Consider the following 17,900-nt stretch of genomic DNA (forward strand, 5'->3'; position numbering starts at 1 on the left):
TCGCACACTGATGAAAGTGGGCGGGGCAGCAACGAGCTAGCGGGGGAATTTGGAGAGGCTATGGAGGTGCAGACCGCGCATTTTCCGACTCTTCCGGGCCGCACGACGGGGCATCACCCCACGGTCGGCGACGGCTCGATTCCCGCGCTTGTCCAATGCCAAAAACTTATCACTGCCGAAGCCTTTGCGCGCGCGACCGCTGTCGCGGCGGAAACTGGCGAGCCGTTCCAGACCGTGCTCAATCGACTGGGGCTGGTCTCCGAACGGGCGCTTGCTGAGGCGATCGCGTCAGCGACCGGGCTGCCACAGCTTGCGGCAGAGGCGCTGCCCGCCGCGCCGGTCGCAGGTGCCAGCCCGAGCACGGCATTCTTGCGAGACGCACGCGTGCTGCCGATCGCGGCCGACGCGGGATGGCTGCATGTGGCGATGGCCGATCCGTTTGACGATTTTGCGGCCGAAGCGCTCGGTTTCCTTTACGGCCTTCCTGTTGCGCGGGTCGTCGCGCTGCCGAGCGATATCGATGCGGCGATCGACCGGCTTTACCGCGAGACGCCGGTCGATGCGACCGATGGCGACACCGCCGCCGATGAAGATGACCTCGAACGCTTGCGCGATCTCGTCAGCGATGCGCCGGTCATCCGCGCCGTCAACCGCCTGATTGCCGACGCGGTCGATCTGCGCGCGTCGGACATTCATGTCGAGCCCGCCGACGACCGCGTGGTGATCCGCTTCCGCATCGATGGCGTGTTGGTGTTGCAGCCGCCCTTGCCGCCGTCGATGCGATCGGCGCTGGTGTCGCGGATCAAGGTGATGGCGGGGCTCAACATCGCCGAGCGACGCTTGCCGCAGGACGGCCGCATGCGGCTCGCCGTGCGCGGGAATGAGATTGATCTGCGCGTGGCGACGGCGCCGTCGATCCACGGCGAAACGGTGGTGCTGCGCATTCTCGACCGCGCCAATCTCGCGCTCGATTTCGCCAGCCTTGGCTTCAGCAACGACCTTGCCGACCGGCTGCGCGCCGCGCTCGCCAAACCCTATGGCATCGTGCTCGTCACGGGCCCGACCGGCAGCGGCAAGACGACGACACTTTATGCCGCGCTGTCCGAACTCAATTCGGGCACGCGCAAGATCCTGACGATCGAGGATCCGATCGAATATCGGCTGGCGGGCATAGTCCAGATGCAGGTCAATAATGCGATCGACCTGACCTTTGCGACCGCGCTGCGCTCCTTTTTGCGGCAGGACCCCGATGTGATGATGGTCGGCGAAATCCGCGACCTCGATACCGCGCAAATCGCGGTACAAGCGGCGCTGACCGGCCACACCATCCTGTCGACGCTGCACACCAATACGGCGGTCGGCGCGATTGCGCGGCTGATCGACATGCAGGTCGAGCCGTTCCTGCTCAGCTCGACGCTCAACGCCATTTTGGCGCAGCGGCTGGTGCGGCGGCTGTGCCCGACCTGCCGCCAGCCCTATCAGCCGAGCAAGGCGCAGCTTGGCGCGCTTGGGCTGGACGGGACGACATCCGGCCCCTTCTTCAAGGCGGTCGGATGCGACACCTGCCGTCACACCGGCTTCGACAAGCGGATCGCGCTGATCGAGTTGCTCACGATCGATGACGAGGTTGCCGGGCGGGTGCTCGAACGCGCCGACGCGCGCACCATTGCCAAGGCGGCGCGCAAGAGCGGCGCGCTGACGACGATGCTCGCCGATGGCATCACCAAGCTGCAGACCGGCACCACGACCTTCGAAGAAGTATTGCGGGTTGCGGCGGAAAGCTGAGCATGGCGAACTTTGCTTATCAGGCGATCGCCCCCAATGGCCGCCAGACCCGCGGCGAGATCGACGCGCCGACCCGCGCCCACGCCGTCGCGCAGATCAGGCGGCTGGGCGTGATGCCGGTCGATGTCACCGAACGGCCCTCAAGCGCAGTGGCGGTCACCACCCAGCGCCAGCGGATCAGCGGCAAGGCGCGCATGGCGGTGACGAAGACCTTCGGCGAACTCGCGACCTTGCTCGGGGCTGGGCTCCAGCTCGACCGCGCGGTGGCGCTGACGATCGAGAATATCGGCCATGCCGGGGTGCGTGCCGAATTCGTCCGGCTGCTCGCCGCGATCAAGCAGGGCCAACCGCTGTCGAGCGCGATGGCCGACGCCCCCGCACTATTCCCGCCGATGGCGCAGGCGATGGCCGAAGCGGGCGAAGCCAATGGCGCGCTCGGCCCCGCGCTCGGACGGCTCGCCGGCGCAATGCAACAGGCCGATGATCTGCGCGCGCTGATCACCACCGCGATGATCTATCCGGTCATCCTGATTGTCATCGCGGTGTCAGTGATCCTGATGATGCTGTTGTTCGTCGTGCCGCAATTTGATGCGCTGTTTGTGGGCGCGGGGACAGCCTTGCCGCCCGAATCGCGCTTCGTGCTCGATCTGAGCCGGGGCTTGCGCGCACAGGGGTGGTTGATCCTGGGCGGCGCAATTGGCGCGGGCGCGATCATTTGGGCGAGTTTCCAGCAACGCGCCGCGCGCGCATGGCGCGACCGGATCGTGCTGCGGCTGCCGCAACTCGGCACGCTCGTCCAGCATATCGAGACCGCGCGCTTCGCCCGCACGCTGGGCGCGTTGGTTGATGGCGGCGTGACGCTGCCGTCGGCCTTGGCCGTCGCCCAGCGAACGATCACCAACAGCGTGATGGCGCGCGCGGTCAGCGATGTCGCCAGCAGCGTCAAGCAAGGCGGTGGCCTGACCACGCCGCTCGCCGAGACCGGGGTCTTCCCGCGCATTGCGCTCGGTTTCCTGCGCACCGGTGAGGAAATTTCGCAGCTCGCGCTAATGCTCGACCGGTTAAGCGATGTGCTCGACCGCGATGTCAAAATCCGGCTTCAGCGCATCATCGGCGTGGTGACGCCGCTGATCACGATCATCCTCGGCGCGGCAGTCGCGGCGATCATTGCGGCAATCATGTCGGCAATTCTCGGCTTCAACGATGTGGCGGTATCCTGAACCATGACCAAACGTCCCCGCACCCACGGCAGCGCCGGATTCACGCTTCTCGAATTGCTGGTCGTGCTGGCGATTCTTGGCTTGCTCGCCGCGATCGTCGGCCCGCGCGTGATCAAATATCTGGGCACGTCGAAAACCCAGACCGCGCGGGTGCAGGCGAAGAATATCGCGGGCTCGCTCGAACTGTTTCGGCTCGACGCCAACCGCTTTCCAACCGCGCAGGAAGGGCTGGTCGCGCTGATCAAGCCGCCCGCCGATGTGCCGGTGTGGAACGGCCCCTATCTGCCCGACACCAGCGCGATCACCGACCCGTGGGGCAATCCCTATCGCTTCAAGACGCCCGGCGACCACGGCGAAGTCGATGTCTTTTCCTATGGTTCGGACAATGCACCCGGCGGGACCGGCGAGGCCAAAGATGTCGGCAATTGGTAAACCGCACCAGCACGGCTTCACGCTGATCGAAGCGCTGGTGGTCGTCGCTATCGCCGGCTTGATCGCGGGGCTGGCTTTTCCGCGCATCGACCGTGCGATCCACCGCCAGCATTTTCGCACCAACGAAGCGGCCCTGGTGCAGGGCATCCGCCTCGCACGCGCCACCGCGATCCGCACCAGCACCACGACGCGTTTCTCGCTGCTTGGCACCGGCGATCAATTTGCCGTCGACAATGTCGCGCAGCCGCCGCTTGCCAAGGGATTGCGCATTGCCGCGATCGACCGGCCGTCGCTGCGCTTCTTCGCCGACGGATCGTCGGACGGCGGCCGTTTCACGCTGATCGATCGGGGCTTGCGGGCCGACATCACGGTCTATCCGTCGACCGGCGTCGTCAGCTTGGCCGCGCCGCAATGACACGCAGCAACGCCACCCGGGGCTTTTCGCTGGTCGAGACGCTGATCGCGCTGGCGATCATCGCCGCTGCGCTGGCGGCGACGCTGCAAGTGGTGGTGTCGCAGGCGCGGGCGACGCGCACCGTCGATGACCGCCGGATCGCGATGCTGGTGGCGCAATCGCAGCTGGCCGCCATTGCCGCCGCCGCCGACACCGGCCAGTTCGAAACGCGCGGGCGCACCAGCGGCGTCGACTGGCGGGTCCAGATCGCCCCCTATCCGACGCAATTTGCGCGCCCGAAGATCGAATCGATCACCGTGTCGGCGGGCAAAGGTCCGAATGGCAAGCCGCTGGCGGTGCTGCATAGTCTCAGGCTGGCGCGACCGTGACGCGCACGCGATCCCAAGCGGGGTTCACGCTGATCGAATTGCTCGTCACCTTGGCGTTGCTCGGGCTTGTTGGGGGCATGTTGTCGGCGGGGGCCTTGCTGACGCGGCGGATGGCCCAGCGCGCCGCGCAGCAGGCCGCCACCAGCCAGACGATCGTCACCGCGCAAAACATCGTGCGCAACCGCATCGAATCGATCGTGCCGAGCGCGCGCTTCGATCTGGAAAAGCCGACGGTCGACATCGCTGGAGAGCGGAGTCGGCTCGGCTTCCTGGCGCCTGCCCTGCCCGCCGCGCAGCCAACGACCGTCCGCCGCTACCGGCTGGTACGCACGGCGTCGGGGCAGATCGTGCTCTATGACAGCCCCGATCTGTCGGATCGGATCGACCCCAATGCACCGGGCGAAGCGGGCTGGACGCCGACGATCCTGCTGACCGGCGTGCGCCACCTCGAGATCGACTATTTCGGGGCGCAGCGTGGCGAGCGCGAGCGGCGCTGGCACCGCGACTGGACGCAGCAGCCGCTGCCGCCCGAGCTGATCCGGGTCCGGCTCGATTTCGCGCCCGGCGACCGGCGGCAATGGCCCGATCTGATCATGCGGCCCGCCGCGACGATCAACAGCGCGTGTCGGCTCGATCCGTTTACCGGGATTTGTGCTGGCACATGATCAAGTCGGGCACTTTCCTCGATGCCGATATCGGCACGCTGGCGCGCAAGGCGGCGCAGGGCTGGCGCTGGTGGGTCGACGAAATGGCTGGGATGCTGCCCGCCCGGCTGCGGCCGCAGCGGCAGGTACCGCCGGGGCAGCGGCTTCGCTGGGACGGCGCCCGGCTGGCGGTCGAGGCGCATGGCGGCGCGCCGACGCCGGGGGGGGCGAGCATCCTGATCGATCCCGCGCTGGTGTTGACGCGCGTGGTCGATCGCCCCGCCCTCCCGCTCGCCGATCTCAAGCGGCTGATCGCCCTCGATCTCGACCGGCTAACCCCCTTTGCGCTCGGCGCGGCCTATAGCGACGCGCGCATCCTCGGCCCTGGCGCGGCGCCCGGTACGGTGCAGGTCGACGTCGCGGCGATCCCGAAAACGCTTGCTGAAGACATCGCCGATGCCTGCGCCAACGCAGGTGTCACGCCGCGCGCGGTGGGTCTGGTGGAGGCCGATAGCACCACGCTCGCGGTGGATTTCCTCGCGCCGATGCGCGCCGATGGGCTGGTCGCGGCGGGGCGCCAACGCGCCGGACTGTGGTGGGGGCTGGTCGGGATCGGCTTCGCGCTCAATCTCGGACTGTTCGTCTATCATGACATCGCCAGCGTCCAGACGTTGCAGGTGCTGGTCGATGATCAGGAGCCTTCGGCCAAAGCCGCGCGCAAGCTCGCCGCGACGATCCAGCGCGAAGAGCGGCGACGCGATACACTGCTCGCCGAGCGTCGCCGTGGCGATCCGCTCCGCGTGCTTGCGCTCACCAGCCATATCATGCCCAACGGTGCGTGGGTCGAACGCCTCGCCTGGGATCGCAGCCAGTTCCGCATCAGCGGCTACAAACCCGCCAAGCTCAACCTCCTTAAGGTATTGCGCGACAGTGGTCGGTTCACTGCGATCCGCACGACGGTCGCCGATGTCGCAACCGAATCGGCTGAAGGCGAACCGTTCGACATCAGCGCGGGCAGCGTCAAACCATGATGGCAACGCTCTCTGCGCGCGAACGCCGCCTGATCGCGATCCTGATTCTGGTCGCCGCAATCGCGTTGCTGTGGCTAGGGCTGATCAGCCCAATTGCGAGCGGCTTTGCCGAGCGCGCCGAACAGCGCGAGCGTCTGGCACAGGTCTATGCCAACAACAGCCGCCTGATCGCGAGCATCGGCCGACTACGCAAACTCGCCGAGGCGCAGCGCGCCGACAGCGATCGGTTCCACATCACCGCGCCGACGCTGGTCGCGGCGAATGAAATTCTGAAAGCACGCTTGAGTGACGCCGTGACCAACGCGGGCGGCCAGACGCGATCGATGCAGGAAATCGAAGCCGATCCGGGTCGCGTCGGCGCGTGGATCGAGGCGCGGATGACCTTGCCGCAACTCGTCGCGGTGCTTGGCACGCTTGAAAGTCAGGAGCCGCTGCTCGCGATGTCGTCCTTGTCGGTCTCGGCGGATCCGGCAGCGATCAGCGCGCGACCCGATACGCTCAACGTGCGGATCGAAGCGTCGACATGGTATGATCATGCCCAGTCGCGCTGACGGCAGCTTGCTCCCGGCGCTGCTGGCGCTTGTGCTGGCCTTGCTCGCCGTCTTTCAGCTGCTGACGGGCACCGAGGCGCTGCCGCCCGAAAGCTATGGTCGGGTAATTGTGCCGATCGTTCGGCCCCGCGCCGATTCAGCTATCGCCACCGACCCGGCGATCGTGCGCGCGGCGATATTCACCCCCGTGCACGGCACCGGGCGCGATGACCAGCCGCCCGCGTCACTCGGCCCGCTCGGTGATGCCGCGCCGGTCGGGATCACGCGGGCACGCGGCATTACGCGCGTGATCCTGCAACGCAGCGACGGGCAGATCATCCGGCTGCCGATCGGCAGGCGCTACCAGAGCTGGCGCCTGACCGCCGTGACCAATGATGCGGTCCGTTTCAGCGGCCCCGACGGCAGTGTGCGTATCCCGCTTGCCGACCGACCCATTTCACCGGGCCAGTATAATCCGCCCCAACCGGACAAGAGATGATCATGACCAAGCCCCTTCATGCGGCCTTGATCGCCCTGTCGGCGCTGCCGATCACCGCTGCGCCGGCGCAGGACCGCGACAGTTCGGCCACGATCCTGCCGGGCAAGGAGCAGCAGCCCGCGCCCGCGCCGACCCCGCGCCCGCGCATTGTGGATGGCGATATCAGCATCAACTTTCCCTCGGCGAGCATTCGCGTCGTAGCGGCGTCGGTGCTCGGCGACATTCTGCACGTTCCCTATAGCGTCGCCGTCGGGCTCGACACGCCGGTGACTGTCGTCACAACGCGGCCGATCGCGCGCCAATCGGTGCTGGCCTTTTTCGAAGAGGCGATCCGGCGCAGCGATCTCGCGCTAATCGCGCAGGACGGGCGCTTCACGATCGAGCCCATCGCCAGCGCGCGCGGTGCGGCGCCGACCGATCCCGACGCCAGCGGCTTTGCCAATGAAATCGTGCGACTCCAATTTGTTGGCGCCGATCAGATGAAGGCACTGCTCGATCCGATCCTGCCCGGCGTCGTCGTTCAGGCCGATACCGCGCAGAACAGCGTGACCTTGTCGGGCACATCGGGCCAGCGCGCGAGTGCCCGCGACCTGCTGCGCCAGTTTGACGTCAATTGGCTGCGCGCGATGTCGTTCGGGCTCTATATTCCGCGCAACACCGATGCCCGGCTGATCGCACCCGAGCTCGAAAAGCTGCTCAACGCGCCCGATGCGCCGACCAAGGGACTGGTGCGGCTGATCGCGATGGAAAAGCTGAACGGCATCGTCGCGATCAGCCGCCAGCCGCAATATCTGGGCGACGTCCAGCGCTGGGTCGAAATTCTCGACCGCGAAGGGCAAAGCAGCCAGGCCAAGCTATTCGTCTACCGCGTCCAGAACGGGCGCTCGCGCGATCTGGCGCGCACGATCAATGCCGCCTTCGGCAATTCTACCTCGGGCGGGGCGAGTGCGGTCGATCCATCGGGGTATGAAGGCAATCCCGACGGCAATCCGCAGCGCGGCGCCAACAGCAACGGCGCGCCGCCAGCGCCGAGCCAGCGCGGCGATGGCATCGACCCGGCCGCCGCACAGCGCAGCGGGTCGCTCGCGTCGCCGAACGATCAGCCGGTGACAGCGAGCGGCGGTGGCGGCGCGATCCCGGCGATCATCACCAGCGACGACAACAACAATGCGATCATCGTGTTCGGCACGCCGCGCGTCTATGCGCTGATCGAAGCCGCACTGCGCCAACTCGACGTACCGCCGGTGCAGGTGCTGATCGAAGCAGCGATCACCGAGGTCAGCCTGACCGACGATCTGCGCTATGGCGTGCAGTGGAACTTCACCAGCGGCAATACCAACACCGTCCTGACCGATTCCACCGCAGCCACCAATATCGTCCGCCAGGTGCCGGGCTTTTCGTTCCTGTTTGCCAACACCGGGCTCAACGCCGTGCTCAACACGCTGGCGACCAAGACCAAGATCAACGTGGTTTCCGCGCCCAAGCTGCTCGTGCTCAACAACCAGACCGCCGTACTACAGGTCGGCGACCAAGTACCCGTGCTCACCCAAAGCTCGACCTCGACGATTTCGGGCAATGCACCGGTCATCAACGCGATCGAATATCGCGACACCGGGGTCATCCTGAAGGTCACCCCGCGCGTCAACGCGACCGGTGTCGTGCTGCTCGACGTGTCGCAGGAAGTCAGCGACGTCAATGTCACGCGCACCGCCGGGTCAGGGGTTGCGTCCCCGACCATATCGACGCGCAAGATCAACACATCGGTCGCGGTGAAGGACGGCGAGGTACTCGCGCTCGGCGGGTTGATCCGCAACACCGAAAGCCGCGACAAGATCGGCTTTCCGTTCCTCTCGCAAATCCCGATCATCGGCGGCTTGTTCGGGCGCCAGGCCAAGAATGTCGACCGGACCGAGCTGATCGTGATCCTGCGCCCGCGCGTCGTGCGCTCGGTCGAGGATGGCCGCGCGGTCACCGACGAGCTGCGGCGCAAGATCAGGAGCCTCGAGCCTTTCGCCTCGACCGGCCAAATCCCGTGACGCCGCGGCGGCAGGGCGAGCAGGGTTATGCACTGCTGGCAGCGGTCGCCAGCATTGCGCTGCTTTCGATGCTGTCGATGATGATGATGCTCGCCAGCCAGGGCACGGTGGTTATGGCGGCGGCTGAGAGTGATCAGGCCCGGCTGACCGCCGCTGCCGATGGCGGCGTTGCGCTCGCGTTGCAGGGCGTGCTCCAATCCGACCGGCGCCGACGCTGGGCGATCGATGGCCAGGTCCACCGCGTCACTTTTGCGGGCTATGATCTGGCGATTGCTGTGATCGACGAGCGCGGCAAAATTCCGCTCAATCGCCTCAACCGCCATCAATCGGCAGCGATGTTCGAAGCGTTCGGCCTGTCGGGCGCCGATCGTGATATTGCGGTCGACAGTTTCCTCGACTGGCGCGATCAGAATGACGATGCCAATCCCGACGGCGCCGAAGCCGATTATTACGCGCCCAAGGGTCTGCTGCCGCGCAACGGCAATCTTCGTAACGTCGGTGAGCTCGCCCTGATCCGGGGCGTCGGCCCGGCGGTTGCCGCGCGCATCATTCCCTTCGCCACGGTCGATTTCGGCCCCAAGGGCGATTTCGACCCGCGCTTTGCCTCGCCCATTGCCCGACGGATCATGGCCGATGAGGAGGAGCTGACACCGACAACGATCGGCGGTGAGACGGCCATCGCCAAAGTCTCAGCGCCGGTGGGCGACCCCAACAGCCTGATCGATCATCCGCTAACGATTCGTGTCGACGCCAGCACGCGCGACGGTCGCGCCCGGACCCGGCGGCAGTTGATCGTCTCGCTGACGGGAATCGACGCGCGCCCCTATCTGGTCCGCGGGCGCGACTGACGGCGCGCCGATCGCGCGCACCGTGCCCGCACGCGAGATCGCCAGCGTCGGCAGGCCCCAAGGCGCAAAGGTGCCGGGAACGGGCAGCGCGCGCGTCATCGTGGCCGGCACATAGACGATGCCCTCCCCCGTCGGCGCACCGATTCCGCCCGGGCGGCGGTAAAAGATGTGCGCGCCGATCTTCGTGACGCGGCTGAGGCTGCGCGCCCAGACCGGCGAGACATAATCGGCATGATAGTTGATCGCGTCGCCGATCGTCGCGCCACCTTCGCCGCGCAGCACGCGCTCGGCCACCAACCGCGCAGCGGCAAGACTGCGCGCGCTGCGTGGTCGCAGCAGCGATCCGTCGCAGGTGAAGGTAAACTGGCAGCCCGTCCGGCGGGCTGAGCCCTGAAAAATCACCCCGCACACGGTCTTCGGGAAATCCGGCGCCCGCAGCCGGTTGAGCACCACTTTGGCCACCGCCTCCTGACCCTCGACCGGTTCATTGCCCGCTTCATAGCTGATCGCCGACGCGAGACAGTCGACATCGCGCGGGTCTGGGCTTGGGAGGAGTATGCTCATATCGTGCGAATCGGCCTGCAAGGCCATCGCCGGCGATGCCCCGATCAGCGCATAAGGGAGCGCAAGGCTTACACTTAAGCGTCGTCCTGCCGATCCTGTCCGAATCCACATCATCGCCACCCCCGGCCAATCACGGCGACAATAGCGCAATCGATCCGCAGCGACACATGGAATGATTTGGTGCAGACAAGATCACATCGGCGCGCAACCCAATGTGGCACACGACGCTCCAGGACCGATGCCCCTGGCGTTGGGAGCGGTTCGATTCCGCCCCATGGGGCAGATCGCCACTGGTGCTGGTACCCGGAGAACGAAAGTCCGTCGGCACCAGCGCAACCCGCGCGGCATCGTAGAAAATATCTGACGTCGGCCCAGTCCAGTGGCGCAGTCGCTCGCCGCTCGCATCATCCCAGCGAATATCGCTTTCATGGACGGGTTTCCCCTGGACCTGGCCGATAATGACGATCGATGCGGCTGCGCCGAACTGAACAATAGGGCGTGGCCCAGCGGCCGGATCTGCCGCGCAAAATGTGCACGCGCGGTTGACGCGATCTGGCTCGCCCGCTTCCTGCATGCGCGCCACGGCGTCGTTAATGGCGTGGTCGTGCAGGTCGCGATCGGTTGAATGCAGCTGCCGTCTCGACCGTCGGTACCGCAGTTCTGGCGCTTTGGTTTGCCAGAACAGCGGCTCGGCGGATGGCAGCTAAATCGGCTCCGAAAACTGCTGCATCGTTGCAACGATATGGTCGATGAAAAGCCGCGCCTTGGCTGGTGGCTTGCGACCGAGCGGGGACACCGCGTGGACATCGATGGTTGGCAGAGTGAAGTGGGGAAGCACGCGCACCAGCTCGCCCCGTCCCAGTTCCATCCGGCAGGCAAAGGCCGAGGTCATGGCGAGGCCGAACCCGGCGACAGCGGACGCCAACACGCCTTCGGTGGAGGTGGCGACCAGCCGCGCCTCAAGCTTCACCGACGTTTCGCCACCAGTCTTGTCGCGTAACGTCCAGACATCGATGCCCGGCGTCCGCCCGCTGATGATGTCATGCGCCTGGAGATCGGCAATCGACTTGGGGGCAGATCGCTGCGCGAGATAGGCCGGGCTCGCCACGATGTAGCGCGGGGCCGACCCGATCCGTCGGCTGACGAAGCTCGAATCCTCCAATACGCCAAGTCGGATCGCCAGATCGACCCCTTCGTTGAGCAGGTCGACGCGCCGGTCTGCCATCAATAACTCGACGCGCAATGCAGGATGCGCCGCCAGAAACGGACCGAGCCGGGGGGCGATTTCGCGCGCGCCAAAGGTTACCGGGGTCGCGACCTTCAGCACACCCGTCAGGCCATCAGCGCCGCGCACGGCGTTTTCCATCTCTTCGACATCGCTGAGAACGCCGCGGGCCCGCTCGAGCAGCGTGGCGCCGGCTTCGGTCGGCACGACTTGGCGCGTGGTCCGCATCAGTAGCTTGACGCCAAGCCGCGCCTCAAGCCCACCGATCATGCGCGACACGGTGGGTTGCGCATAACCGAGCTCACGCCCGGCGCGCGAAAAGCTGCCAGTCTCAGCCACGCGGACGAACAGGGTCAGATCCTGGAAGTGATCACTCATAGCAAGATCGTATAAGTCATAGAGCAAATGAAGGGATACAAGCGAATCACTGCATGAGCCATTTCGGGGTCACCGGCAACGAGCATGTTGCTGGACACCATCAGGAGACCTGCAATGACCCTCGCTTTCAACAGCTACACCGCCGACACCGCGCCCGAAGCCTCCAAGCCGCTGCTCGCTGCCGTCAAGAGCCAGTTCAGCTTCGTGCCGAACCTCCAGAGCATCATGGCCGAGAGCCCCGAGCTGCTCGCCGCGCACAGCGCGCTGTGGGCGCAGTTCTCGCAGTCGACGCTGACCCAGCACGAGCAGCAGGTCGTGTTCATGACCGCAATCTACGAGCATGACTGCCATTATTGCATGGCCGGCCACACCACGATGGCCAAGATGCAGAAGATGGGCGAGGACGTGATCGCGTCGCTGCGGGGCGGCACCGCGATCGTCGACCCCAAGCTCGAAGCGCTGCATGCCTTCACCACGCTGGTCGTGCGTGACCGTGGCCATGTTGCCGACGAAGATGTCCAGGCATTCCTCGATGCCGGTTTCACCAAGCGCAACATCCTCGAGGTTGTGCTCGGCGTCTCGATCAAGATCCAGAGCAACTACACCAACCATCTCGTTGGTACCCCGCTCGACGCCTTCATGAAGGGCAATGAGTGGTCCAAGCCCGTCGCGCTGCGCGCCGCCGCCTGAGCCTCGCGCATCGATTGACTTCCTCCCTGGCCGACGCGGGTTCGCCCCCGCCCCGCGTCGGCCACCCTTTTCAAAGTGATGACATCATGTCCCAGCATGCCGCACTCAGCCAGGATCTCGATGCGCTCCGCGCGCATTACGCGACGCACATGCCCGCTGACATCGCCGCCGCGATGACTCGCGCCGACACGGAACTGGCGGCCTCCGGCATCGTCGATCGCGCGCTCAAGGCCGGGCAATATGCCCCCGATTTCGCCGCGCCGGATGCCGAAGGGACCACCGTGCGCCTGAGCCGCGCACTGCGCGATGGCGCGGTCATCCTCAGCTTCTATCGCGGCGACTGGTGCCCGTACTGCAACCTTGAGTTGCGCGCTTACGCCGCGCTTGCCCGCGAGATGCGCGGTGCCGGTATCCGCCTGATCACGGTGTCACCGCAAGACCCCGATACTTCGGTACAGGCCGCCAACGCCGATCCCTATCCCTTCCCGGTCCTGAGCGACTCCGGATCGAAGATCGCCAAGAGCTTTGGCATCGCCTTCGACCTGAGCGATGAACTGCGCCCGGTTTATGCCCGGCTCGGCCATGCGCTGCCCGACATGAACGGGAGCGACTGGATCCTGCCGATCCCCGCAACCTATGTGATCGCGCCGACGGGTGAGATCGTGCTCGCCTTCATCGACACCGACTATCGTCGCCGCCTCGACCCCGCCGACGCGATTGCTGCGGCGATCCGCGCCAACACCCCGCGCCGCAAGGCTGCGTGAGATGACCAGCATCGCGCTTTCAGCAACTGCGCCCAAGCAGATGGCATCGCCCGTCCTGCAGGGCGTGCTATGGGGTGGTGCTGCGGCCACTATCTGGGGCGTGTATCTCGCCTTTGCGCGCGCCAATGTGAACACGGGCATCGCGCCGGTCGATCTCGCTTTTGTGCGTTATCTGACTGCGGGGCTGATCATGCTTCCCTGGTTGCTGCGCCACTCGCCCGCCACGATGGCGGGGATGGGCTGGCGCAAGGGGGCGATGCTGGCGCTCCTCGCCGGGCCATTGTTCATTCTCGTCAGCGCAACCGGGTTCAAATTCGCGCCGCTGTCGCACGGGGCCGTTGTCCAGCCCGCCGGTATCACCATTGCAGGCATGCTGCTGGGCGCGGCGTTGCTCGGTGATCGGCTTACGCGACCGCGCGTCGTTGGTGCCGCCATCATCCTGGCCGGGCTTGCCTTGGTCGCAGGGCCAAGCGCACTCAGCGGCGGGCCGATTGCCCTGCTGGGTGATGCGCTGTTCGCTGGTGCGGGCGTCATGTGGGCAGTGTTCGCCGTCCTGTCGCGGCGCTGGAAGATATCCCCCGTCGCGGCCACAGCCGTGGTGTCGGTTCTGTCAGCTGCCGTCTATGTCCCGCTTTACCTGGCCAGCCATGGTATCGGCGCGCTGCTCACCCAGTCAGCGACAACCATCCTGCTGCTGATCCTCATCCACGGTATCCTTTCGGGTGTGGTCGCGGTGTTCGCCTTTGGCCGCGCCGCCGAGCTGCTCGGTGCGCCGCGCGCCGCCGCTTTCCCCGCCCTGGTCCCCGTCGTCGCCACGCTGACGGGCATTACGGTCGCCGGCGAAATCCCCGCCGCCTGGCAGATCGCCGGGCTGCTGATCGTCACCTTCGGCCTGTTCGTCACGCAACAGACGGCCAGGCACGTCATGTCCAAGGGAGAGAAAAAATGAAGATCACCAGCAAGCGCGCCGTCATCACCGGCGGGTCGAGCGGCATCGGCTATGAGATTGCCGCGCAAATGGCGGCGAAGGGCGCACGGCTGGTCCTGACCGGTCGGCGCACCGAGCCGCTGGCGGCGGCAGTCGAGCGGCTGAAGGCGACAGGTGCCGAGGTGTACGGCGTGTGCGGCGATATCACCGACGGGTCCGCGCGGGCGGCGTTGCTCGCGCAGAGCGTCGCATTGATCGGCGGCGTCGACATTCTCGTCAATAATGCCGGCGGCGTGCGCGCGGGTCGGCTGGAGGACACCAGCGAAGATGAGCTGCGCGCGATGATCGATGTCGATCTGCTGAGCCCGATCCTGCTGACCCGCCTGTTCCTGCCCGCGCTGCGCCAGTCGGGCGATGGCCTGATCGTCAACATCGCGTCGGGCATCGCGCAGATGGGCGTGCCCTTTTACACCGGCTATGCCGCCGCCAAGGGTGGCCTGGCGCGCTTTGGCGAGGCGCTGCGCCGGGAACTGAAGGGTGAAGGCGTCCATGTCATCACCGTGTTTCCGGGCGCGACCGACACGCCGATGATGGCGACCAACAAGGCGGACGCAGGCATGGGCTTTGCGCTTCAGCCCGTCGCCGATGTCGTCGGATCGATCATCGAGGGCATCGAGGCGGACGCGTTTGAGGTGGTGCGCGGTGGTGACGCGCGCAAAGCGATGCTCGACCTCAACCGCACCGATCCCGCCGCGATCGACCAGCGTTTCCTCGACATGAAACCAGCCCTCGAAGCCGCCGTCAGCGGCCACAGCGCCCTTTGAACTGGAGCCGAAAATGTCTGCACTCTTCTCGTCGATCGACCTTGGTCCGATGCGACTTTCCAACCGCATCGTCGTGTCGCCGATGTGCCAATACTCCGCCAATGACGGCTCGGCCAGCGACTGGCATCTCCAGCACCTGCCCAACTACGGCATGAGCGGCGCCGGCCTAGTGATGACCGAGGCGACACATGTCGAGCGCCGTGGGCGGATCACCCATGGCTGCCTTGGGCTTTACTCCGATGCCAATGAAGCGGCGCTCAGCCGCGCGCTAACGGTGGCCCGCCGTTATGCCGCTGCGGGTACCAAATTTGGCATCCAGCTAGCGCATTCGGGCCGCAAGGGCGCAATCACCCGGCCCTGGGAAGGTGGCAATGCGCTGCCCGACGATCAGGACCCGTGGACCACGGTGGCGCCCTCAGCGGTACCGTTCAAACCCGACTGGAAGACGCCCGAGGCACTCGACGAAGCCGGTATCGAGCGTACGATCGCGGCGTTCGTGCAGGCCGCCATTCGTGCGGTGTGGATTGGTTTCGACGCCATCGAGCTCCACGCCGGGCATGGCTATCTGCTCCACCAGTTCCTGTCGCCCCTCGCCAACCACCGAACCGATCACTGGGGGGGTACGCCCGAGAACCGTGCACGCTTGCTGCTGACGATTGCCGAGCGCGTTCGCGCGGTAGTGCCAATGTCGATCGCGCTGGGCGTGCGGCTGACGACGACTGACTGGGCCGATGGCGGCGTCGATACCGGCGATGCCGTGGTCGTGGCACAGCAGCTGAAGGCGCTGGGCTATGATTATGTCTGCGCGACCGGCGGCTTTGTCGTCCCGCCGGCCGGCATTCCGTTCGGCCCGGGCTATCAGGTGCATCTGGCCGAGCGCATCCGCCGCGAAGCCGGGATCGCCACCCGCGCCGTCGGCGGCATCAGCGATCCGCATCAGGCAGAGGCGATCATCGCCGAGAGCAAGGCTGATCTCGTCGCGCTCGCCACCGCCTTCCTTGCCGACCCCCGCTGGGCCTGGCGTGCCGCCGATACGCTCGGCGCGACCATCGCCTACCCCCCGCAATATGCCCGCGCCAAAGGCGTGCGCAAACCCGCTTGAACTACCCTCAGTCAAGGAGACCCACGATGATCGATCTTTACGCTTTCGCCACGCCCAACAGCATCAAGGTGCCGATCCTGCTCGAAGAGCTCGGCGCGGATTACACCTATCACCCCGTCAACATCCGCGCGGGTGAACAAAAGACACCCGAATTCCTGGCGCGCAACCCCAACGCCAAAGTGCCGCTGATCGTCGATCAGGATGGCCCCGGCGGCGCACCCATCACCGTCGTCGAATCGGCGGCGATCCTGCTGTATCTCGCGGAAAAGTTCGGGCGATTCATCCCGACCGATCCGGTCGCGCGCGTGCGCTGCTATGAATGGCTGATGTTTCAGGCCGCCGGGCTTGGGCCGATGTTTGGCCAGTCGGGCTATTTCCTGAAGCTTGCGCCCGAACCCGTTCCTGCCGCGATTGACCGTTTCCACACCGAAGCCAAGCGCAACATGCGCGTGCTCGACGGGCGGCTGGCAGAAGCCGAATGGCTGGCGGGCGACGATTATTCGATCGCTGATGTCGCAACGTTCGGCTGGATCTGGCGCCGCGCCTTTGCCGAGGTCGATTTCAGCGAGGCCCCCAACGTCGAACGCTGGTTCGCCGCGATGGAAGCGCGGCCTGCGATCGGTCGCGCTATCGCCAAACTCGCCGGCTGACCCTCCCATCCTGGCTTGCCCGCCACCCGTCAGGCAAGCCAGGCGCGCGTCAGTTGTTGATCATCATCCGGCGATACCTGCCAGGCGGCATGCCCGTCTCTTTCAAGAAGGCGTTGGTGAAGTGCGCTTGACTGCTGAAGCCGCAGCTCAATCCGATTTCCGCCAGACTGTTCTGGCCGTTTGCCATCAACAGTTGCGCGTTCAGCAAGCGTCTTGAACAGACATATTGATAGGGCGTCTGGTTGGTCGCCTTCTTGAAGACGCGACAGAAGTGAAACATTGAGATCCCGGCAACGTCGGCGAGCTCCTTGATGGTAATTTTTTGAGCGAGATTGCCTTCGATGTAATCAAGGACGCGACGAAGCTTGGCGGGGCTCATGTGAAGCCGCTCGGGCGTGAAGCGACCGGGCTGATCGCGGCGCGTGGCCAGGGAGGCCGAGATGCAGCTATACAGGCCCTCGAGCATCAATTCGTGGCCAAAGCTGGGTGCGGCCAATTCCTGCTCGACCATCCCCATAATGGCGGCGAGAGCCGGGTTTCGAACCGCGAGCACCGGTTCCAGACAAGGATCCGCAAAGGATTCCAGTTGGCGCGCCAGAAATCCGGCCGGGAAATGCAGAATCAGCCCTTGCGAATGCGACGGAAACTCCAAGTCTGCATCGATGCCATGAGGAAGGTAACAACAAAGGTCGCGCGCCAGTTGTGAAGCTTTGAATTCGCCACCGGCGCGGGATTCGAACACGCCACCACACCGCCGTGCCAGCAACAGGGCATCGGGCCGATGGTCACCGCGCGAGCGCGTTTGCAGCGTCCCTTTCGCATGCGTGCCCAGATGCCGTATCGCATGGACGCCATCGCCACCGATCGCGACCAGTTTGCTGATCGGCGGGGCCGACCAGGAGACGGCGTCATAGCCGCTGGCGCCCGTAGCTGCTGTGTAATCTTTGAGGGAAGAACCGACAGCAGA

The 17,900-nt window shown here is 65.8% G+C and carries 21 protein-coding genes; 18 read left to right on the top strand and 3 right to left on the bottom strand.

Annotated elements, in window-relative coordinates; all coding sequences use genetic code 11:
* Positions 1-60 precede the first annotated feature (60 nt).
* The 11 genes from K2W81_RS06130 to K2W81_RS06180 are packed head-to-tail and all read left to right on the top strand — an operon-like array spanning position 61 to position 9,808.
* A complete protein-coding gene (locus tag K2W81_RS06130; protein WP_294102275.1) occupies positions 61-1,785 on the top strand; it encodes a type II/IV secretion system protein in 1,725 nt (574 codons plus the stop codon).
* A 2-nt stretch (positions 1,786-1,787) separates the two neighbouring features.
* A complete protein-coding gene (locus K2W81_RS06135; protein WP_294102276.1) occupies positions 1,788-3,005 on the top strand; it encodes a type II secretion system F family protein in 1,218 nt (405 codons plus the stop codon).
* A 3-nt stretch (positions 3,006-3,008) separates the two neighbouring features.
* Positions 3,009-3,437, top strand: a complete 429-nt coding sequence (gspG, locus tag K2W81_RS06140) for a type II secretion system major pseudopilin GspG (RefSeq protein ID WP_294102277.1) — start codon at positions 3,009-3,011, stop codon at positions 3,435-3,437.
* Positions 3,421-3,852, top strand: a complete 432-nt coding sequence (locus K2W81_RS06145; RefSeq protein ID WP_294102278.1) for a Tfp pilus assembly protein FimT/FimU — start codon at positions 3,421-3,423, stop codon at positions 3,850-3,852. The genes gspG and K2W81_RS06145 overlap by 17 nt, the downstream gene beginning before the upstream one ends.
* Positions 3,849-4,220, top strand: a complete 372-nt coding sequence (locus K2W81_RS06150; RefSeq protein WP_294102282.1) for a prepilin-type N-terminal cleavage/methylation domain-containing protein — start codon at positions 3,849-3,851, stop codon at positions 4,218-4,220. Before K2W81_RS06145 ends, K2W81_RS06150 begins: the two co-directional genes overlap by 4 nt.
* Positions 4,217-4,885, top strand: coding sequence for a prepilin-type N-terminal cleavage/methylation domain-containing protein (locus K2W81_RS06155; RefSeq protein WP_294102284.1), 669 nt, complete (start codon positions 4,217-4,219; stop codon positions 4,883-4,885). Before K2W81_RS06150 ends, K2W81_RS06155 begins: the two co-directional genes overlap by 4 nt.
* Complete coding sequence (locus tag K2W81_RS06160) at positions 4,882-5,895, top strand: hypothetical protein (protein WP_294102286.1); 1,014 nt, start codon at positions 4,882-4,884, stop codon at positions 5,893-5,895. The genes K2W81_RS06155 and K2W81_RS06160 overlap by 4 nt, the downstream gene beginning before the upstream one ends.
* Positions 5,895-6,446: a type II secretion system protein GspM gene (gene gspM, locus K2W81_RS06165; protein ID WP_294102288.1), complete on the top strand. Its 552-nt coding sequence runs from the start codon at positions 5,895-5,897 to the stop codon at positions 6,444-6,446. The genes K2W81_RS06160 and gspM overlap by 1 nt, the downstream gene beginning before the upstream one ends.
* Complete coding sequence (locus tag K2W81_RS06170; protein ID WP_294102289.1) at positions 6,424-6,924, top strand: hypothetical protein; 501 nt, start codon at positions 6,424-6,426, stop codon at positions 6,922-6,924. Before gspM ends, K2W81_RS06170 begins: the two co-directional genes overlap by 23 nt.
* A gap of 2 nt (positions 6,925-6,926) precedes the next feature.
* Entirely contained in the window at positions 6,927-8,960 is a 2,034-nt protein-coding gene (gspD, locus tag K2W81_RS06175; RefSeq protein WP_294102290.1) for a type II secretion system secretin GspD, read from the top strand.
* Positions 8,957-9,808, top strand: coding sequence for a type II secretion system protein GspK (locus K2W81_RS06180; RefSeq protein ID WP_294102292.1), 852 nt, complete (start codon positions 8,957-8,959; stop codon positions 9,806-9,808). Before gspD ends, K2W81_RS06180 begins: the two co-directional genes overlap by 4 nt.
* On the opposite strand, the gene K2W81_RS06185 is transcribed toward K2W81_RS06180, so the two are convergent.
* Positions 9,692-10,372 carry a cell wall hydrolase gene (locus tag K2W81_RS06185; RefSeq protein ID WP_294102295.1) on the bottom strand — a complete coding sequence of 227 codons (681 nt, stop codon included), beginning with the start codon at positions 10,370-10,372 and terminating at the stop codon, positions 9,692-9,694. The genes K2W81_RS06180 and K2W81_RS06185 overlap by 117 nt on opposite strands.
* Positions 10,373-10,799: 427 nt before the next feature.
* On the opposite strand from K2W81_RS06185, the gene K2W81_RS06190 reads away from it, so the two are divergent.
* Entirely contained in the window at positions 10,800-10,997 is a 198-nt protein-coding gene (locus tag K2W81_RS06190; RefSeq protein WP_294102297.1) for a hypothetical protein, read from the top strand.
* A gap of 78 nt (positions 10,998-11,075) precedes the next feature.
* Here K2W81_RS06190 and K2W81_RS06195 read toward each other — a convergent pair whose 3' ends face one another.
* A complete protein-coding gene (locus tag K2W81_RS06195) occupies positions 11,076-11,975 on the bottom strand; it encodes a LysR family transcriptional regulator (RefSeq protein ID WP_294102298.1) in 900 nt (299 codons plus the stop codon).
* A gap of 114 nt (positions 11,976-12,089) precedes the next feature.
* Between K2W81_RS06195 and K2W81_RS06200 the strand changes: the two genes are divergently transcribed.
* The 6 genes from K2W81_RS06200 to K2W81_RS06225 all read left to right on the top strand — a co-directional run bounded on the left by K2W81_RS06200 (position 12,090) and on the right by K2W81_RS06225 (position 16,933).
* Positions 12,090-12,665, top strand: a complete 576-nt coding sequence (locus K2W81_RS06200; RefSeq protein ID WP_294102300.1) for a carboxymuconolactone decarboxylase family protein — start codon at positions 12,090-12,092, stop codon at positions 12,663-12,665.
* A gap of 86 nt (positions 12,666-12,751) precedes the next feature.
* Positions 12,752-13,429 (top strand): peroxiredoxin-like family protein, encoded by a 678-nt coding sequence (locus tag K2W81_RS06205; protein WP_294102301.1) that lies wholly within the window; start codon positions 12,752-12,754, stop codon positions 13,427-13,429.
* A 1-nt stretch (position 13,430) separates the two neighbouring features.
* The gene (locus tag K2W81_RS06210) at positions 13,431-14,378 is read left to right on the top strand and encodes a DMT family transporter (protein ID WP_294102302.1); all 948 of its coding nucleotides are present in this window, start codon (positions 13,431-13,433) and stop codon (positions 14,376-14,378) included.
* Positions 14,375-15,181: an SDR family oxidoreductase gene (locus K2W81_RS06215; RefSeq protein WP_294102304.1), complete on the top strand. Its 807-nt coding sequence runs from the start codon at positions 14,375-14,377 to the stop codon at positions 15,179-15,181. Before K2W81_RS06210 ends, K2W81_RS06215 begins: the two co-directional genes overlap by 4 nt.
* A gap of 13 nt (positions 15,182-15,194) precedes the next feature.
* A complete protein-coding gene (locus K2W81_RS06220; RefSeq protein ID WP_294102306.1) occupies positions 15,195-16,283 on the top strand; it encodes an NADH:flavin oxidoreductase/NADH oxidase in 1,089 nt (362 codons plus the stop codon).
* Positions 16,284-16,309: 26 nt separating this feature from the next.
* Positions 16,310-16,933: a glutathione S-transferase N-terminal domain-containing protein gene (locus K2W81_RS06225; protein WP_294102308.1), complete on the top strand. Its 624-nt coding sequence runs from the start codon at positions 16,310-16,312 to the stop codon at positions 16,931-16,933.
* Positions 16,934-16,982: 49 nt separating this feature from the next.
* Here K2W81_RS06225 and K2W81_RS06230 read toward each other — a convergent pair.
* A partial coding sequence (locus tag K2W81_RS06230; RefSeq protein ID WP_294102310.1) for an AraC family transcriptional regulator occupies positions 16,983-17,900 on the bottom strand: 918 nt, incomplete at its 5' end.

Source organism: Sphingomonas sp., from assembly GCF_019749955.1.
GTDB lineage: Bacteria > Pseudomonadota > Alphaproteobacteria > Sphingomonadales > Sphingomonadaceae > Sphingomonas.

Coding starts and splice junctions, on each gene's coding strand:
- K2W81_RS06210 (WP_294102302.1), top strand. CDS start 13,431: ATGACCAGCATCGCGCTTTCAGCAACTGCGCCCAAGCAGATGGCATCG.
- K2W81_RS06195 (WP_294102298.1), bottom strand. CDS start 11,975: ATGAGTGATCACTTCCAGGATCTGACCCTGTTCGTCCGCGTGGCTGAG.
- K2W81_RS06130 (WP_294102275.1), top strand. CDS start 61: ATGGAGGTGCAGACCGCGCATTTTCCGACTCTTCCGGGCCGCACGACG.
- K2W81_RS06160 (WP_294102286.1), top strand. CDS start 4,882: ATGATCAAGTCGGGCACTTTCCTCGATGCCGATATCGGCACGCTGGCG.
- K2W81_RS06220 (WP_294102306.1), top strand. CDS start 15,195: ATGTCTGCACTCTTCTCGTCGATCGACCTTGGTCCGATGCGACTTTCC.
- gspD (WP_294102290.1), top strand. CDS start 6,927: ATGACCAAGCCCCTTCATGCGGCCTTGATCGCCCTGTCGGCGCTGCCG.
- K2W81_RS06200 (WP_294102300.1), top strand. CDS start 12,090: ATGACCCTCGCTTTCAACAGCTACACCGCCGACACCGCGCCCGAAGCC.
- K2W81_RS06205 (WP_294102301.1), top strand. CDS start 12,752: ATGTCCCAGCATGCCGCACTCAGCCAGGATCTCGATGCGCTCCGCGCG.
- K2W81_RS06185 (WP_294102295.1), bottom strand. CDS start 10,372: ATGAGCATACTCCTCCCAAGCCCAGACCCGCGCGATGTCGACTGTCTC.
- K2W81_RS06215 (WP_294102304.1), top strand. CDS start 14,375: ATGAAGATCACCAGCAAGCGCGCCGTCATCACCGGCGGGTCGAGCGGC.
- K2W81_RS06170 (WP_294102289.1), top strand. CDS start 6,424: ATGATCATGCCCAGTCGCGCTGACGGCAGCTTGCTCCCGGCGCTGCTG.
- K2W81_RS06150 (WP_294102282.1), top strand. CDS start 3,849: ATGACACGCAGCAACGCCACCCGGGGCTTTTCGCTGGTCGAGACGCTG.
- K2W81_RS06135 (WP_294102276.1), top strand. CDS start 1,788: ATGGCGAACTTTGCTTATCAGGCGATCGCCCCCAATGGCCGCCAGACC.
- K2W81_RS06190 (WP_294102297.1), top strand. CDS start 10,800: ATGGACGGGTTTCCCCTGGACCTGGCCGATAATGACGATCGATGCGGC.
- gspM (WP_294102288.1), top strand. CDS start 5,895: ATGGCAACGCTCTCTGCGCGCGAACGCCGCCTGATCGCGATCCTGATT.
- gspG (WP_294102277.1), top strand. CDS start 3,009: ATGACCAAACGTCCCCGCACCCACGGCAGCGCCGGATTCACGCTTCTC.
- K2W81_RS06145 (WP_294102278.1), top strand. CDS start 3,421: ATGTCGGCAATTGGTAAACCGCACCAGCACGGCTTCACGCTGATCGAA.
- K2W81_RS06225 (WP_294102308.1), top strand. CDS start 16,310: ATGATCGATCTTTACGCTTTCGCCACGCCCAACAGCATCAAGGTGCCG.